Source organism: Ectothiorhodospira shaposhnikovii (assembly GCF_016584105.1).
GTDB classification, from domain to species: Bacteria; Pseudomonadota; Gammaproteobacteria; order Ectothiorhodospirales; family Ectothiorhodospiraceae; genus Ectothiorhodospira; species Ectothiorhodospira shaposhnikovii.
The window spans coordinates 21,568-39,912 of sequence record NZ_NRSM01000012.1 but is presented as its reverse complement, the minus strand read 5'-3'; the positions used below and the strand labels follow the sequence as shown (position 1 = coordinate 39,912).

At 62.3% G+C, this 18,345-nt stretch carries 11 protein-coding genes and 1 tRNA gene; all 12 read left to right on the top strand.

All coding sequences use genetic code 11. The annotated features are described in order from the left end of the window. The first annotated feature begins 393 nt into the window (after positions 1-393). Positions 394-2,169: a tetratricopeptide repeat protein gene (locus CKO35_RS08510; protein WP_207143571.1), complete on the top strand. Its 1,776-nt coding sequence runs from the start codon at positions 394-396 to the stop codon at positions 2,167-2,169. Next, entirely contained in the window at positions 2,166-2,765 is a 600-nt protein-coding gene (gene lolB / locus CKO35_RS08505; RefSeq protein ID WP_200174675.1) for a lipoprotein insertase outer membrane protein LolB, read from the top strand. Before CKO35_RS08510 ends, lolB begins: the two co-directional genes overlap by 4 nt. Beyond that, positions 2,765-3,643 (top strand): 4-(cytidine 5'-diphospho)-2-C-methyl-D-erythritol kinase, encoded by an 879-nt coding sequence (gene ispE / locus CKO35_RS08500; RefSeq protein ID WP_420870748.1) that lies wholly within the window; start codon positions 2,765-2,767, stop codon positions 3,641-3,643. The genes lolB and ispE overlap by 1 nt, the downstream gene beginning before the upstream one ends. Before the next feature lie 18 nt (positions 3,644-3,661). Continuing rightward, positions 3,662-3,736: transfer RNA gene (locus CKO35_RS08495), tRNA-Gln, on the top strand. 228 nt (positions 3,737-3,964) lie between these two features. Then, positions 3,965-4,903: a ribose-phosphate diphosphokinase gene (locus CKO35_RS08490; RefSeq protein ID WP_200174853.1), complete on the top strand. Its 939-nt coding sequence runs from the start codon at positions 3,965-3,967 to the stop codon at positions 4,901-4,903. A 78-nt stretch (positions 4,904-4,981) separates the two neighbouring features. Then, a complete protein-coding gene (locus tag CKO35_RS08485) occupies positions 4,982-5,605 on the top strand; it encodes a 50S ribosomal protein L25/general stress protein Ctc (protein WP_200174673.1) in 624 nt (207 codons plus the stop codon). Positions 5,606-5,648: 43 nt separating this feature from the next. Continuing rightward, positions 5,649-6,230, top strand: a complete 582-nt coding sequence (gene pth / locus CKO35_RS08480) for an aminoacyl-tRNA hydrolase (RefSeq protein ID WP_200174671.1) — start codon at positions 5,649-5,651, stop codon at positions 6,228-6,230. A 61-nt stretch (positions 6,231-6,291) separates the two neighbouring features. Next, the gene (gene ychF, locus CKO35_RS08475; RefSeq protein WP_200174669.1) at positions 6,292-7,383 is read left to right on the top strand and encodes a redox-regulated ATPase YchF; all 1,092 of its coding nucleotides are present in this window, start codon (positions 6,292-6,294) and stop codon (positions 7,381-7,383) included. A 324-nt stretch (positions 7,384-7,707) separates the two neighbouring features. Further along, the gene (locus tag CKO35_RS08470; RefSeq protein WP_242467104.1) at positions 7,708-8,808 is read left to right on the top strand and encodes a Fic family protein; all 1,101 of its coding nucleotides are present in this window, start codon (positions 7,708-7,710) and stop codon (positions 8,806-8,808) included. A gap of 9 nt (positions 8,809-8,817) precedes the next feature. Continuing rightward, positions 8,818-14,091, top strand: coding sequence for a DEAD/DEAH box helicase (locus CKO35_RS08465; protein WP_200174667.1), 5,274 nt, complete (start codon positions 8,818-8,820; stop codon positions 14,089-14,091). A 6-nt stretch (positions 14,092-14,097) separates the two neighbouring features. After that, positions 14,098-16,887: a helicase-related protein gene (locus tag CKO35_RS08460; RefSeq protein WP_200174659.1), complete on the top strand. Its 2,790-nt coding sequence runs from the start codon at positions 14,098-14,100 to the stop codon at positions 16,885-16,887. Between the two features lie 17 nt (positions 16,888-16,904). Further along, positions 16,905-18,344: an ATP-binding protein gene (locus CKO35_RS08455; protein ID WP_200174657.1), complete on the top strand. Its 1,440-nt coding sequence runs from the start codon at positions 16,905-16,907 to the stop codon at positions 18,342-18,344. The last annotated feature ends 1 nt before the right edge of the window (position 18,345 follow it).

The window sequence follows — 18,345 nt, the reverse complement described above, 5'->3', positions numbered from 1 at the left end:
CCGGATTTTCAACCCTTTGAGTCCGCTCGGAAAACCGACCTGCCCGAAAATTGACCCTTCGCGGCGGGAACTTATCGGCCGTTGCGGGGTGCTAAGGAACATGGAAAGAAGGTGCATGCGTGTATCGCCATGCGTCGTTTTCCGTTCCGTTTTCCTGGCCCGATTCTGCCGTCGACCGTATCAGATTCGCCCCAATTTGGTGGATTGCCGCCCGATCGTCCATGTCCCGCATCAATAGCTTGCGATTTCGCGGTCGGCGGGTCTTGACTTGCCGGCCGATCCGGTTGACACGGTGTCGATCTGGGGGTGTCCAGTCTAGTTTACACTGTCCGGCGATTTTGGCACGCCCCGAGGGGCGCTCATTTTTCAAGCAAATGGGTTTATAGTCTTTCCATGCTGCCCGATCAAAGATCCGTTTTCCCCTGGTTTTCTCCGTGCCGTCCGGCAACCCGTCTGACGGCGGTGTTGTTGTGCGGACTCCTGGCCGCCTGTGCGGGCCTGCCCCGGGACGGGCAGGGTCTCGACGAGCCCTGGCAACCCCTTGCCGAAGGTCACTTGTTGCCGTTGGAGACGCAGGAGAACGGTGTCGCCGACCTGCTCTATGAATTGCTTGTGGGTGAGATTGCCGGGCATCAGGGGGAGCTACAGGTATCCGTCGAGCACTATCTGCGGGCAGCCCAGCGTACACGCAACCCCGAAGTGGCCGAGCGGGCAACCCGCATCGCCCTGTTTGCCGGTGATCCGGTCGCGGCCCTGCCGGGTGCCGAGCGTTGGCTGGCACTGGACCCGGCGAATCTGGAAGCCCGCCAGATACTGGCTGCCCTGCTGGTGAATGAAGGCCGTCCGGAAGAGGCCGCACCCCATCTGCTCTCCGTGCTTGAGCGCATGGAGGCCGTGGAGGGTGATGGCTATGGTCTGTTGGTGAACATGCTGGCCCGAAGCCAGAATGGTCACGCGGCGGTGGCGGCGCTCACTCTCGTGGCGGAAGCCCGCGAGGACGAGGCCCTGGCCTATCTGGCGGTTGCCAGCCTGGCCCTGCAGCAGGATCTTCCCCAGACGGGCGTGGCCGCGGCCGAAAAGGCATTGACTCTGGATGATGACCTGCGGGAGGCACATGTGCTGCGTGCCCGGGCCCTGGGGCAGGCCGGTAAGCAGGATGCCTCGCTTCGGGCCATGGATGACCTGGTGGCCCGTTACCCGGGTGATGTGGATCTGCGCATCACTTATGCCCGTCTGCTGTTGCAATCGGAGCGCTACGAGGAGGCCCGTCAACAGTTCGAGCGGGTGGCCCGGGAACGGCCGGGGGATGCCGATCTGCTCTATACCCTGGGGCTGCTCAACATTGAGGTGGAACAGTACGAGGATGCCCGGCGCTATCTGGAGCGGGTGCTGCAGACCGGGCGCCGTGTTCAGGAGGCCCGCTATTACCTGGGGCGGATTGCCGAAACCGGTGATGATCCGGAGCAGGCCATCGGTTTCTATGAGCAGGTCACCCGTGGCGAGCATCGCGATGAGTCCATCATGCGCGCTGCCCTGCTCAGGGGCGAGCTGGGGCAGGTGGAACGGGCCCGCGCTCAACTGTCTGCATTGCGGGATCGCCTGGATGAGCCGGGCGAGCGGGTGCGGGTCTATCTGGCCGAGGCCAGCCTGCTCAGGGATGTCCGCGATTACGAGGCGGGCATGGATCTCCTTGATCGGGGTCTGAGGGAGTATCCCGCCAATCCGGGGCTGCTGTATTCCCGGGCGCTCATGGCGGAGCGGCTGGATCGCATCGACCAGGTGGAGGCGGATCTGACCATGATCCTGGATCAGGATCCGGACAACCCGGCTGCCCTCAATGCGCTGGGCTACACCCTGGCGGATCGCACCGATCGCCACGAGGAGGCCTACGGCTATATCCGTCGTGCCTATGCGCAGCGTCCGGATGATGCGGCAGTCATTGACAGCATGGGCTGGGTCCTCTACCGCCTGGGTCGCCTGGATGAGGCGGAAGTCTATCTGCGGCGGGCGCATGGCATGATGGAGGACGGCGAGATCGCCAGCAATCTGGCGGCCCTGCTCTGGGAGCGGGGGGAGAGGGAGGAGGCCCTGGACATCCTGCGCAAGGCCTTGGAGCGGGACCCGAAGCATGAACGCCTGCTCAGGCTCAAGGAGCGTCTGGATCCATGAGGGCATTCTGGTTTGTCTGTCTGGTGAGCCTGCTGCTTACCGCCTGTGCCGTGCGTCCGCCTGCGCCGGTGGATGACCGGGAACAGGCCTGGCGGGAGCGCGTGCAGTTGCTCTCCTTGCAGAATGATTGGACCTTGAGCGGCCGGATTGCGCTGTTTCTGGGGGACGAACAATGGAACGCCCATCTGCGCTGGCGCCAGCGGGGGGATGATTACGACATCCAGCTGTTCGGGCCCTTCGGGCGTCATGCCGCCACGCTGGAGGGCAATGCCGCCGGCGTGACCCTGCGCAATGCGGAAGGGGATGTGTACCACGACCGGGACGTGGACCTTCTGGTATATCAGGCCCTGGGCTGGCAGTTGCCGGTCAGTGGATTGCGCTACTGGGTGCTGGGCATACCTTCCGGCGATCGGCTCGAAGGGCGAACCCTGGATCAGGCGGGCAGGCCGCAGCGGTTGCTGCAGGCCGGCTGGGACGTGGGGTACGATCGCTACGCCGAGGCCGTCGGCCCGGCGCCCCTGCCTGATCGCATGAGGCTGGAATTCGACGACATACGCGTTCGCCTGGTGGTGGACGACTGGCAAATGACACCATGATGCAACAAGACCCTTGCATGGGCTGGCCCGCCCCCGCCAAGCTCAACCTGTTCCTGCATATCACCGGTCGTCGTCCCGACGGCTATCACGAATTGCAGTCCGTGTTTCAGTTCCTTTCCCATGGGGATACCCTGGATTTCCGCCTGCTGGACGAGGACCGGGTGTGCGCCGAGCACGCCCTGGACGGGGTGGCTCATGACGATGATCTGACCGTGCGGGCCGCCCGGGCCCTCAAGGCCGTCACCGGCCATCCCAGCGGCGTGGCCATCCGGGTCCACAAGCGCCTGCCCATGGGAGGCGGGCTGGGAGGCGGCAGCTCCGATGCGGCCACGGTGCTGGTGGCTCTCAATGCCCTCTGGGAAACCGGGCTGGACGATGATGCCCTTGCCGACATGGGCCTGAAGCTGGGTGCGGACGTGCCGGTGTTCGTGCGCGGCCATGCCGCCTGGGCGGAAGGGGTTGGGGAGCGGCTGGCGCCGGTGTCGCCGCCGGAGCCCTGGTATCTGGTGGTGCATCCCGGCGTGATGGTGCCCACCGGGGCGATCTTTACCGATCCTGGATTGACACGGGACTGTCCACCCATCAAAATAGCGGACTTTCTTGCAGGACGAGCAGGCAACGTATGTGAGCCGGTCGTCTGTCGGCGCTTTCCGGAGGTGGCAAAAGCCCTGGAATGGCTGCAACGACAGGGTGTGACGGCGCGCATGACGGGTACCGGCAGCTGTGTGTTCGGCATCTTCGAGACGGAAGAAGCCGCCCGCGCCGCCCGTGACTGTCTGCCGGGCGGATGGGCGGGGTTTGTGGCTCATGGTTGCAACCAGTCTCCGCTACATCGACGCAGGGCGCTGCTTCAGGCTGCCACTGCCGTGCAGGAATAAACGAGTCACACGATTTATTGGGCCGTCGCCAAGTGGTAAGGCACCGGGTTTTGATCCCGGCATTCGCAGGTTCGAATCCTGCCGGCCCAGCCATTCTTCAGACGTTGCCTGCCATCGCCAGGCCAGCGCCGCCACCGGTTCATCGTCCCCGTGACGGTCACCGGCTGGCGGCGTTTACGCTATGGCGCGGGCCGGTGCGTCCTTTCGCCGGCAGGGTGGCCCGCGTCAGCCCCGCTGGCGCAGCCCTGTCATCCGCTCTGCTCGCAACCGGACATTGTTGGAATCATGCTGCCCAGGTCCACAGTGGTGGAAAAATCCAAGATGATGGTCTTCGCGGGGAATGCCACTCCCCAATTGGCACAAAGTGTCGTCAACCACCTGAACCTGCCGCTGGGCAAGGCCGTCGTCGGCCGCTTCAGCGATGGTGAAGTGCAGGTGGAAATCCTGGAGAACGTGCGTGGTCGGGACGTCTTCATCGTCCAGTCCACCGGCGCGCCCACCAACGACAATCTGATGGAATTGCTGATCATGGTGGACGCCCTGCGCCGGGCCTCTGCCGGTCGCATCACCACCGTCATTCCCTATTTCGGTTATTCCCGCCAGGATCGCCGGGTGCGTTCCGCCCGCGTGCCCATCTCCGCCAAGGTGGTGGCCAACATGCTTGAGGCCGTCGGCGCCGACCGGGTGCTCACGGTGGATGTGCATGCCGATCAGGTGCAGGGCTTCTTCAACGTGCCGGTGGACAACGTCTATGCCTCGCCGGTGCTGCTGGGCCACATCTGGCGCCAGAAGATCCCCAACCTGCTGGTGGTGTCTCCCGACGTCGGCGGCGTGGTTCGCGCCCGCGCCCTGGCCAAGCGCCTGGATGACGCGGAACTGGCCATCATCGACAAGCGGCGTCCCAAGCCCAACGAGTCCCAGGTGATGCACATCATCGGGGATGTGGAAGACAAGACCTGCATCATCATCGACGATCTGGTGGACACCGCCGGCACCCTGTGCCAGGCCGCCAAGGCCCTCAAGGACCACGGGGCATCCAAGGTCATGGCCTATGCCACCCATCCGGTGCTCTCCGGTCCCGCCATCGAAAACATCAACAACTCCCAGCTCGACGAGCTGGTGGTTACCGACACCCTGCCGCTGCGTCCCGAGGCCAAGGCCTGTGGCCGCATCAAGCAGCTCAGTGTTGCCGGCATGCTGGCGGAAACCATCCGTCGCATCAACCGCGAGGAATCGGTCAGCTCCCTGTTCATCGACTGATGAACAGGCACGGGTTGATCGCCACTGCCTCTCCTGGTCGCGGGAGAGGCTTTTTGTTTGTATGACTGGAGAACCGACATGAGTGTCAATTTTGAACTGCAAGCCGAACCGCGCGCGGACCAGGGCAAGGGTGCGAGCCGCCGCCTGCGTCGCGCCGGCAAGCTGCCCGCCATCGTCTACGGTGCCGACAAGGCGCCCGAAGCCATCACCCTGGACCACAACGCCGTGTGGTTGAGCCTGGCCCATGAAGCCTTCTACTCCCACATCCTGACCCTGAAGATCGACGGCAGATCCGAGCGGGTCATCCTGCGCGACCTGCAGCGTCATCCGGTCAAGCAGATGGTCCTGCACATGGATCTGCAGCGCGTCACCGAAGACCAGGCCCTGAAGGTGCATGTGCCCCTGCACTTCATCAACGAAGACATCTGCGTGGGTGTGAAGACCGGTGGCGGCATGATCAGCCACCAGGCGGTGGAAGTGGAAGTGGAGTGCCTGCCCAAGAATCTGCCCGAGTTCATCGAGGTGGACGTGGCCGAGATGAATGTGGGCGACTCCCTGCATCTGTCCCAGATCCAGCTGCCGGAAGGCGTGAGCATCGTGGCCCTGGCCCAGGGTCCGGATCATGATCTGCCGGTGGTCAGCGTGCTGAAGACCCGTGGCGGTAGCGCTGCCGAGGAGTCCGAGGGTGAAGGCGAGGCATAAGCCGCCTTCTTTTCCGACCGCAAGAAAAGGATGACACCTGCCAGTGGCTGACAAAGACACCGTTCAGGTCATCGCGGGGCTGGGAAATCCCGGCCCCGACTACGCCATGACCCGGCACAACGCCGGGTTCTGGTTCGTGGATGAGCTGGCCCGCCGTCATGGCGGCCAGTTTCGCCTGGAGAACAAGTTTGCCGGCGAAACGGCGCGCATCCGCATCGAGGGGCAGGAAATCTGGCTGATCAAGCCCCAGACCTACATGAATCACAGCGGGCAGCCCATCCGGTTGCTGACCCAGTTCTACAAGCTTCCCATCACCTCCGTGCTGGTGGCCCACGACGAGATCGACCTGCCTCCGGGCACGGCCCGTCTCAAGCGCGGGGGTGGTCATGGCGGGCACAACGGCCTGCGGGACATCATGGCCCAACAGGGGCAGGACTTCATGCGCCTGCGGCTGGGGGTAGGCCATCCCGGGCGTCGCGAGCAGGTGGTCGGGTTCGTGCTCAACCGTCCCTCCCGCGAGGAAGAGCCCCTGATCATGGACGCCGTTGATCGTGCCGCCGACCTCATGCCCCTGCTGTTGTCCGAGGGACTGCAGAAGGCCATGAACCGACTGCACTCGGCGTGATTGACCCGGTTTGTCTCTTCTTCCATCCTGATTTTCCACCTGATCCCACCCGGACCCTCCCATGAGCTTGAAATGCGGCATCGTCGGCCTGCCCAATGTGGGCAAATCCACCCTCTTCAATGCCCTCACCAAGGCGGGCATTCAGGCGGAAAACTACCCCTTCTGCACCATTGACCCCAATGTGGGTGTGGTGCCGGTGCCTGATCCCCGGCTCAAGGTCCTGGCCGGGATCGTCTCCCCGGAGCGGGTGTTGCCCACCACCGTGGAATTTGTGGACATCGCCGGCCTGGTGGCCGGTGCCTCCAAGGGCGAAGGCCTGGGTAACCAGTTCCTGGCCCACATCCGCGAGACCGATGCCGTCGCCCACGTGGTGCGCTGTTTTGAAAATGACGACGTGATTCACGTCGCCGGCAAGGTGGACCCCCTGTCCGACATCGAGGTCATTCATACCGAGCTGGCCCTGGCGGACCTGGAGACCGTGGAAAAGGCCCTGACCCGGCTTGCCCGCAACGCCAAGTCCGGCAACAAGGATGCCATCACCCGCAAGCAGGTGGCCGAGAAGGTACAGGCGGTGCTGGCCGAGGGCCGTCCCGCCCGCAGTGCCGAGCTGGATGATGACGAGCGCCTGCTGCTACGGGAATTGCAGCTCATCACCGCCAAGCCCACCATGTACATTGCCAACGTCAATGAGGATGGTTTCGAGAATAATCCGCTGCTGGATCGGGTGCGGGAACACGCTGCCACGGAACAGGCCCAGGTCGTGCCCGTCTGTGCCGCCATGGAGGCGGAGATCGCCCAGCTGGACGAGGCCGACAAGGCCGAATTCCTGGGTGAGATGGGTCTGGAAGAGGCCGGGCTGGACCGGGTGATCCGGGCCGCCTACGAACTGCTGGGTCTGCAGACCTTCTTCACCGCCGGGGTCAAGGAAGTCCGTGCCTGGACCGTCAAGCGTGGCGCCACCGCGCCCCGGGCGGCCGGCGCCATCCACACGGACTTCGAGAAGGGCTTCATCCGTGCCGAAGTCATCGGCTATGACGACTACGTCAACTGCAAGGGCGAGCAGGGTGCCAAGGATGCCGGCAAATGGCGTCTGGAGGGCAAGGAGTACATCATGAAGGAAGGGGATGTGGTGCACTTCCGGTTCAACGTCTGACGATTTTTTTGGAACTCAGGAGCGTTTGGTAGCGCTTACGCCATGCGCGACATGAACCTGGGCCGGGTGTACGACGCCGCATTGCTGGCGGACGACCTTTTCAACCTGGGCCAATGAAAACGGATATCGGCCCGATGCAATTGAGCGGCAGCTTGCCCACGTGCCGTTCCCTTGCCGTTTGCCTTTTCCCCAGGTTGGGCCTGGGATGGGGTAAACAATGGAGTAAATGGGGTAGTTAAACACTGTTAATGAGGTATTTCTAGAGACAATACCCCATTTAAAGGCTATGATTACCCCATTTAGACAGTCTGGGCTTACATTTCCATGCACTCACTCACACCCGAGTACCTTGTCGCGCTTCGCTTCGATGGCACTCAGGCCGCCACGTTGCGCACACTGGGCGAGTACCAGGGCAAGCAGCAACTCTACGCCGCACAGTCGCCCGAAGCCCTCAAGGGGCTACGCCAGATCGCGGTGGTGGAGTCCACCGAGTCATCCAACCGGCTGGAAGGTGTTGTCGTAGCGCCCTCACGGCTGAAGCCTCTGGTCATCCGCAACGCAACGCCAAAGAACCGTTCCGAGCAGGAGATCGCCGGCTACCGTGATGCCCTGGCGCTGATCCACGAGTCTGCCGCGCACATGCCCTTCAGCGAGGGCGTAGTGCTGCAACTGCATACCCTGCTGTACCGCTACATGCCGCAGGCGGGCGGACGCTGGAAGGCCACCAATAACGACATCGTCGAGCGTCACCCGGATGGCACGTCGCGCCTGCGCTTCCAGCCGGTGCCTCCGCATCTCACGCCGATGGCCATGGCCGATCTGACCCAGCATTACGCTACTGCACTGGATCAGCACTTGGCCGACCCACTGGTGCTGGTGCCACTGGCGATGCTCGACTTCCTGTGCATCCACCCGTTCCCCGATGGCAACGGCCGCATGTCCCGCTTGCTGACCTTGCTGCTGCTCTACCACTTCGACTATGCCGTGGGCCGCTACATCAGTCTGGAACGCATCTTCGAGGACACCAAGGAAGGCTATTACGAGACGCTGGAAGCCAGCTCGCAGGGCTGGCATCAAGGGCAGCACAACGTCAGACCCTGGCTCGACTACTTCTGGGGTGCCTTGCTACGGGCCTACCGCGAGTTCGAAGAGCGTGTCGGCACCATCGGGCGGGGGCGTGGCAGCAAAGGGGACCGAGTGCGTGCGGAAGTCCTGGGTCGTACTTTGCCGTTTTCGATTTCCGAGGTTGAAGAAGCTTGCCCTGGTGTGAGTCGGGACATGGTGCGATTGGTGCTGCGGGCGATGAAATCAGAGGGGTTGATCGAGTCAACGGGCAAGGGGCGAGGGGCGAAATGGAAGCGCATCACCGCAGGTACCTCCGGTAGCACAGCGGTTCTGGCGATTGGCCACAAGATGGATCAGTGAGGGCTCTCCATGGATAACGTTTTCCAATTCCGCGACCAGCTCATCGAACGATACGGCAGCTTTTCCCGTAGCTTTGTTCGCATCGCTGCGCCTGATATCCAAGCCGAGGTCGAACATCAATATGCGCAAGGCCGCTATTGGCCTGAGCCGCTGGTGCAGATCAACCCGAATTACCAACGCCAGGGCACGGTCCAGAAACTGGTGGCGCAGGGGATCTTGCATGCTGCCTGCGCAGAGATCTTCCAGGTCGGGAAGTCTGAAGGCTCGCCAGAGCCCCTGCATCTTTACAAGCACCAGATGGAAGCCTTGGCCAAAGGCCAGGAACGCCAAAGCTATGTGGTCACGACCGGAACGGGGTCGGGGAAGTCCCTGTCCTTTTTCATCCCGATCATCGACCGCATTCTCAAGGCCAAGCAATCCGATGGCAAAGCACGTACCAGGGCCATTGTCATCTATCCGATGAATGCTCTGGCCAACAGCCAGTTGGAAGAACTCGACAAGTTTCTGCATGGCTATACGCCAGAGCTTCGTCCCTTCACCGTCAAGCGCTACACCGGTCAGGAAAGCAAGGCGGAACGCAGTGCCATCGCGGATGACCCGCCCGATATCCTGCTCACCAACTTCATGATGCTGGAGTACATCCTCACGCGCTTCGACGAAGTGGATCGGCGCGTGGTGGAGCACTGCGAGGGGCTTGAGTTCCTGGTGCTGGATGAGTTGCATACCTATCGTGGCCGTCAGGGGGCGGACATTGCCTTGCTGGTGCGGCGTCTGCGCGAGCGCTTGAAAGCCGCGCAACTGGTCTGCATCGGCACGTCGGCCACCATGTCCAGCACAGGTAGCCAAGCCGACCGCAACCGCGTGGTGGCCGACGTAGCCAGCAAACTTTTTGGCACTCAGATCAGCGAGCATGACGTCATCGGCGAAACCTTGGAGCGGGTCACCAACCCGCTCAAGGACGTCAACGCCATCTGTACAGAACTACCGGCGGCCATTACGCGAAAGCAGGATATCTGGGCTGACTTCGACGCTTTTCGCAATGATCCGTTATCCATCTGGGTGGAATTGAACCTGGGTATCGAACTACCTGCCGACGAGCCTCCCAGGCGGGCGAGGCCCATGGTATTGGAAGAGGCCAGCCGCCGTCTCGCCGAAGACGCGGGTTGCCAGCCTGAAGCCGCTCGCACCGCCCTGCAGCGCTTTCTAGTGGCTGCCCATGATGTGCGCACGCCCCAAGGCAGGCCGCCTTTCGCGTTCAAGCTGCACCAGTTCATCAGCGGTCCCGGCAAGGTACTCACCACGCTAGAGGCGCGAGGTAAGCGCCATGTCACGCTCGATGCTCAGCGTTTCGCGCCGGGGCGACAGCAAGAGAATGTGCTGCTTTACCCGACTCACTTCTGCCGCGATTGCGGCCAGGAATACCTACCTGTCTGGCACGCACAGCAACCGGTTAGCTTCAGCTCACGTGAAATCGACGATATCGCGGCAGAAGACGACGCCAGCTATGGCTTCCTGTGTCCTCTGGTGCCCGGGCAGCAATATGGTGGCCTGCTCGAAGACCTACCTGAAACCTGGATCGACCTCAGCCGTAGCGAACCCAAAATCAAGCCAGCCTACAAGAATGCCGTTCCCTATATGGTCACGGTCGATGCCAAAGGGCAAACGGGCTCGGGGGCGGTGTTCTGGTTCATTCCGGGAAAGTTCCGCTTCTGCCTGAACTGCGGCACGACACACGAAGCCCATGGCAAGGATGCCAACCGCCTCTCCAGCCTGTCCGGCGAAGGCCGCTCTTCGGCCACTACCATGATTGCCCTGGCGGCCTTGCAGCAATTGTTCGCACTTTCCGAACCTGCGCCAGGGCAGCCTGACCCACGCAAGTTGCTTGGGTTTACCGACAACCGCCAGGATGCCGCTCTGCAGGCGGGACATTTCAACGACTTCATTTTCCTGCTGACGCTGCGTGCCGGCTTGATCGGCGCACTGCAGGGCAGCGGCGGCCAACTCGATGAAGAACACTTGGCCGAAAGCGTATTCAAGGCCCTTGGCTTTCAAGGGGTCGATGAAGCGACCTTGGTGGAGTATCTGCGCACCCCCAAGCTCATGGGACTGGCCCGACAAGAAGCGCAACGCACATTGCGCTTCATCATCGCCTACCGGTTACTGCGTGATCTGCGGCGTGGCTGGCGTTTCAATAATCCGAATCTGGATCAGCTTGGTCTGTTGCAGATTCGGTACCGAGACCTGGATGCCTTTTGCGCTGACGCCAGTATCTTTGCTGCAAACAGCACCTTGACCAAATTGACGGCAGTGCAACGGACAGTTCTGTTCGAACTACTGTTCGACGCCTTGCGCCGCCATCTGTGCCTGGAAAGTCGTTACCTCGACCCGGTTGAGCAGGACAAGGCACGCACCAGCGCCCACACCTACCTGAATGAACGTTGGGCCTTCGCTCCCGACGAGAAGCTCGATACTGGCCGCTATCTCATCCTCGGCAAGCGCCCGGAGTACAGGGGCAAGCCGCGCACCGACTTGGTGACAGGTGGTCCACGCTCCCGTCTGCTGCGACAAATAAAGACGGCCGCCTTCTGGCGCAACAGCGCATGCGCCAGCGAGGTCGTGCAGTGGAAAGATGTCGAGTGGGCTAAGCTGATCGAAGCGCTGCTGGAGTCCGCCAAGGACTATGGTTATGTGCAGCGCCAACCTATCGACGCCCAGCTCGCAGGTTGGCGCCTGAACGCGGCTGCCCTGGACTGGTGCCTGATTGCCGATCAGCCGCAAACTGATGGCAATCGAATCAACCAGTATTTCCGCACGCTGTATCTCGGCATTGCCGACCTGCTGCGTCAGCCCTCGCATCCGCTGTTCGACTTCGAGGCCCAGGAACACACAGCCCAGGTGGATGCGCCACGCCGGCAACTGCTGGAGCAGCGTTTTCGCTACACCGAAAAAGACAGGCAGGATTGGGCGCAGAACCCGGCCCACGAAGCGCCGTTGGAACGTCTGCCGGTGATGTTCTGCTCCCCCACGATGGAGCTTGGCGTGGATATCTCCGCACTCAACACCGTGTACCTGCGCAATGTGCCGCCGACCCCCGCCAACTACGCTCAGCGCAGCGGCCGTGCGGGTCGCTCGGGTCAGCAGGCGTTGGTCATCACCTACTGCGCGGCACTCAGTCCGCATGACCAGTGGTTCTTCCACAATGCCGAGCAAATGGTGCATGGCGTAGTGCGTGCGCCAACCCTCGACCTGAGCAATCGCGATCTCATCGACAGCCATCTGCAAGCGGTCTGGCTGGCCAGCACCCAGGTGCCGCTGGACGACAGCATTGCGCCCATGCTGGATCTTGACCAGCCCGGAAAACCACTGAAACAGCCCTTGCACGAGGCGCTCCGGGCGCAGGCTGTCCAGCAGCGGGCCTTGGCCAGTGCCGACCGGGTCATCGACCAGCTTGCTGGCGAGCTTGAAGGCAGCGCCTGGTTCACGCCTGACTATGTGCGCCAGGTCATCGATAACGCGGCGCAAGCGTTCTCTGGGGCGCTGGAGCGCTGGCGCGTGTTGTTCGATGCCACCCGCCAACAGATGGATATGGCTGATCGCATCGTCAAGAGCCATACCGCCTCGCACACGGAACGCCAAAATGCCCAGCGCCGTTACGGTGACGCCGCGCGCCAGTACGCCGTGTTGCTCAAGTCCGGCAACGGCCAGAACAACGACTTCTACACCTATCGCTACCTGGCCAGCCAGGGCTTCCTGCCCGGCTACAACTTCCCGCGCCTGCCGCTGATGGCCTGGATTCCCGCCCGTGGCGGCCAAGCCGTCACGGGCAAGGATGACGAAGGCAGCATGGTCAGCCGGCCACGTTTCCTGGCCCTGTCCGAATTCGGCCCTCGCAGCCTCATCTATCATCAGGGCCGCATGTACCGCGTGGTGCGCGCCAAGCTCAACGTCGGCAATACCGACCACATTTCCGGCAACAGCCAATTGGCAACTATTGCCTCTCTGGTGTGCAGCCAGTGTGGTTACGGCCATCTCGGCGAGCCGGGCGGCGAACAGCCGCTGGTCAATCGCTGCGAGAACTGCGACGCCTTGCTCACCGAGCACGATTGGGTACGCGAGCTCTACCGCATCGAAACCGTGGAGACCGTGGCCACCGAGCGCATTTCCATCAACGACGAGGAACGTCAGCGCCAGGGTTTCGAGTTGCAAACCACCTACCGCTTCCTGCCAGGCCCCGACGGCCGTATCCAGCAACAGAAGGCCACGATACAACAAGGCGAGGACGTGCTTGGCGAACTCACCTACGCGCCCGCCGCGCAAATCTGGCGCATCAACCGCGGCTGGCGCAGGCGCAAGGACAAGGAGCGACTGGGCTTCTACATCAACCCCATCACAGGCACCTGGAGCAAGCAGGACGCACCGGATGCGGAAGACGACAAGGGTGGCGACGATACTTTGCTGGAAAAGGTACCCAACCAGCGCATCGTTCCCTTTGTGGAAGATCATCGCAATCTGTTGATCTTCGCTCCCGTACATGCCTTGTCTCTGGAGGCCATGGCCACGCTGCAGGCTGCGCTCAAGCGCGGCATCGAAATGACCTTCCAGATCGAGGAATCCGAACTGGTGGTCGAGCCACTGCCGAAGTCCGACGAGCGCCGTGCCTTGCTGTTTTACGAAGCGGCGGAGGGCGGTGCGGGTGTGCTCACACGCCTGGCAAACAATCGCGACGACCTTGCCCTCGTAGCCAGCAATGCCCTGCAACTGATTCACTATCGCAAACCGCAGAGCGGCATTTGGACGCTGTACGATCTGCCGTCGCTGGAACAGACCGATGCGCTTGGCAATCATCAGTGCGAAGCCGGCTGCTACCAATGCCTGCTGTCCTATTTCAACCAACCGGACCACGAACACATCAACCGCCGCAATGCGGATGCGCTCAGGCTGCTGGTCGCGCTGGCCAATGCCCAGGTACGGCCTGTGGCATGCAGCCCGGCCACCGTTGCCGCAACGACCTTGGCAGACGAGCCACTCGACGCCTGGATGTCCGCGCTCCGCCGGGCTGGGGCAGTACAACCTGATGCGGTCAACATACCCGTCAACAATGGCGCTGCCATCGCCGCAGCCCAATACAAGGCATCTCGTGCTCTGGTGTTTCTGTCCGCGGTGGATGAGCAGACCACCAGCGTATTGCAGGACAAAGGCTGGCAGGTGCTCGATTTTTCGGACGCTTCACGTTGGTCACAACAATTCGCCGCGCACGCCGATGTGTTCGGTTCCAAGGAATAAGGACGTATGACGATCCTCGAACACGACTTTCTGCCCGGCAACCTGGTGCGCGCCCGTGGCCGCGAATGGGTGGTGCAGAGCGACTCCCATCGAGACTGGTTGCGCTTGCGCCCATTGAGCGGTGCCGATGATGAAAGCATCGCCCTGATCCCCGAGCTGGAACTGCATCCCGTCGAACCTGCCACCTTCGACTGGCCCGATCCCGCGTGCGCCGGCAACCACGCCGCCGCGCTGTTGCTACGCGATGCCTTGCGCATGACCCTGCGCGCCGGCGCCGGCCCGTTCCGCTCCTTTGGCAATATCGCCGTGGAGCCTCGCGGCTACCAGCTTGTGCCGTTGCTGATGGCACTGCGCCTGTCCACTGTGCGCCTGCTGATCGCTGATGACGTAGGCATCGGCAAGACCATCGAAGCCGGCCTGATCGCACGCGAGCTCATGGATCGCGGCGAAATCGCCCGCCTCGCTATCCTCTGCCCGCCGCACCTTGTCGAACAATGGCAAAGTGAGTTGGAAACTCGCTTCAATCTTCAGACCGTGGCATTGACTTCGGCCTCAGCCTCCCGCATCGAACGTGATCTACCACATGGTGTGCGCCTGTTCGACCATCATCCCGTAGTGATCGTCAGCCTGGACTACATCAAGAGCGAACGCCACCGCGAACAGTTTCTCGCCACTGCACCCGAATGCATCATCGTCGACGAGGCCCACACCTGCGCCAGCAGTGGCGCAGGCAAGCAATTGCGCTTCGAGTTGCTGCAACGCCTTGCCCGCGACACGCAGCGACACCTGATCCTGCTGACCGCCACCCCTCACTCTGGTGACGAAACCGCCTTCTACAACTTGCTGTCGCTGCTCGATCCACGTTTTGCCGCATTACAAGGTCGCATGACAGCCTCTGACCCGCTGCGTCAGGAGCTGGCCCGCCACTTCGTCCAGCGCCGTCGCAAGGACATCGTTGAATGGCAGGCCGAGACCCATGACGGACGAGGTTTTCCCCGCCGCATGAAAACCGAGCTTACCTATCAGCTCAGCGGCGAATGGGGCGCGTTCTTCGACGCCGTGCAGGACTACTGCCGCGAACTGGCTGAAACTATTGAGCAGCAAGAACAGCAAGGCGGCGCGCGCCTCATTTGGTACGCCACCCTGGCATTGTTGCGCTGCGTGGCATCGTCGCCCGCAGCCGCCGTCAAGGCGTTGACCACACGGCTGGAAGGCACTGTGCCGGATGAGGCGCTTCTCGGCGATGAGCGCCTGCACGATGGCGAGGCCGATGACCTCTCCGGCAGTGATCTGGAGCCGCCTGCCCAGGTGCAGGACGCTGCGCCGCGCCTGCAAGCCTTGATCGAAGACGCGCAACGTCTTTCCGGCAAGGCCGGTGATCCGAAGCTGGCCGCGCTCATCCGGCATATTGACCTCCTGGTGAAGGAGGGCTACCACCCGGTGGTGTTCTGTCGCTACATCGCCACCGCCCATTACGTGGCCGAACACCTCAAGGCCGCTTTTCCCAAGGTCACCGTCGATGCTGTCACCGGCGAACTCACCCCCGAAGAACGCCGCGAGCGCGTGGACGACATGGAGGATGCCGAGCAACGCATCCTGGTCGCCACCGACTGCCTCTCTGAAGGCATCAACCTGCAACACCTGTTCACCGCCGTCGTCCACTACGACCTGGCTTGGAACCCCACTCGCCACGAACAGCGCGAAGGCCGCGTCGATCGCTTTGGCCAGCAAGCCGATGAAGTGCGCTGCACCATGCTCTACGGGCAAGACAACCCGGTGGATGGCTTCGTGCTCAACGTCATCCTCCGCAAAGGCGAGGCCATCCAGAAGGAACTCGGCGTGTTGGTTCCAATGCCCGAGGACGAAGCCCGCATCAACCAGGCCCTGGTCAAGGCGGCTCTGATGAAACGCAGCGACAGTCGCACCGCATCGCTGCAGGTCGCATTCGACTTCGGTGAGCCGGAGCAATTGCTCGCTCCACTGCAAGGCCAATGGCGTGATGCGCTGGAAAAAGCCAAGGCCAACCGCACCGTCTTTGCCCAGCGCCGTATCAAGCCCGACGAAGTGCTGCCCGAATGGCACAAGCAGCAGCAGGCCCTGGGCACCCAGGCCGATGTGCAGCGCTTCCTGCAAAGCGCCAGCGTGCGCTTGGGGTCGCCACTGGAAATCGGCCGCAAGCAAGCCGCCCGTTTCCTGCCGCAACACCTGCCCGAAGCCCTGCGCCAACGCCTAGTCGACGAAGGCATCGACAAACCCCAACCCATCGACTTGGACGAACTGCACCGCAGCCATCCGCTGGTTGGCCTGCTGGCCCAGCACCTATTGGAAGACGCACTTGGCGGCGAACGTCCGCTGGCCGCCCGTTGCGCCGCCACGCTGACCAATGATGTGGAAGTCGTCACCACCCTCTACCTGCTGCGCCTGCGCCACCAGCTCAGCTACGTGCGCCGCCGCGAGCCTTTCCAGATGATGGCCGAGGAAACCGTGGCTCTGGCCGTGCAAGGCCGCAACACGCCGCAATGGCTGGCCGACGACAGTGCCAGCCGTCTGCTCGAATGCACCCCCAGCGGCAACTTGCCGCCCGAGGCCGTGCAGCGTGAAGTGCGCGTCGCGCTGGATTATCTGGCCGCTCATCCACAGCAGTTGCAGGCACTGGCCGAGCAACGCGCCGCAGCGCTGCTGGCCGACCATCAGCACGTGCGCGAAGCCGCCCGGGACATTGGTCAGTATAGCGTCAGCCCCTGCCTGCCCGTCGATGTGATGGGTGTGTACGTATTGTTGCCGGACGCCCTCTGATGACGCACGAGCTGCCCATGACAGAGACCGAAACCACCGAGCTCAAAAAGTCTCTGGCCGAACTGAAACAGGGGCTGGTTTCTCTGGCCGCCATGCTCAACAAGCACGGCCAGGCCGAGTTGTGGTTCGGCATTGCACCCAACGGCAAAGCCGTGGGCCTGGAGATCAATGAAAAGACCTTGCGTGATGTCTCCCAAGCCATTGCCGCGCATATCGAACCCGCCATCTATCCACAAATCACCCAACAGCGCATCGAAGGAAAGCAGTGCCTGCGCATCAAGGCCGAGGGCTGGCAGCAGCCTTATCTGGCCTATGGTCGTGCTTACATGCGGGTGGCGGATGAAGACAAAAAACTCAGCGCCAGCGAACTGAAGAACCTCATACTGCAAAGCAACCAGGATGCGCTGCGTTGGGAAAACGAACCCAGCGGCTTGACGTTGGAAAAACTGAACCCCGAAAAAATCAGCCGCTTCCTTGCACGAGCCGACCTGCCGCCAGACAGCACCGCCAACGCCCTGGAAAAGCTCGACCTGTTGCGCCAGGGTGCGCCCATCAACGCCGCCAAGCTGTTCTTTGCCGACGCGCCCATACAGTTGCGCTGCGCAGTATTTGCCACCACCACCAGCTCCACCATCATCGACCGTCACGATTTCGACGGCGACATCCTCGAGCTGATCGAAGAAGCCGAAAAATACGCCCTGAAAAACATCCACATCGGCATGAGGCTGGAAGGCTTGCGCCGTGTGGACGTACCCGAAATCTCCCTCAAGGCCATCCGTGAATCGCTGGTCAATGCCTTCTGCCACCGCGACTGGCGCGATCCGGATTTCGTCCAGGTTGCCGTGTTCAAAGATCGCCTGGAAATCCGCAGCCCCGGCAGCCTCTACGGCAACCTGACTTTTGACGAGATACGCCAGGGCAACGTCTCCCGCCGTCGCAACCCGAAAATCGCTGAACTGCTGCGCCGCATTCATCTGGTGGAAGCCTGGGGCCGGGGGGTGCCGCTGATTCTGGAAAACGCACCGGATGCCAGCTTCGTCGAAATCGGCGGGCTGTTCATTACCCGTTTTGTGCGGCCATCGGCCGCAGAGGCTGCGGTGGAAGCTGACGCAAGGACTGGCACAAACACGGGTACAGAAACGCCTGCCACTACCCCAAAGCCTAGCCTGAAGAATGGTCTAAAGCCTGGCTTAGAGACTGGGCCAGAAACCAGCCCGAAGACTGGTCTGAAACATCCCGATAACGCCAAAGAAACACCAAGAAAACACCAGGAAACCCTGCTCCGGCACCTGCGGCAGCACCCGACGGCCAGTGTGCCGGAACTGATGCAAGTCACCGGCCTGAGCGCCAATGGCGTCAAGTACCACCTGAACCTGCTCAAACGCGCCGGCAAGCTGCGCCGCCACGGCCCCACCAAAGGCGGCTACTGGGAAGTGATCACCGAGGCCGACGAATAAA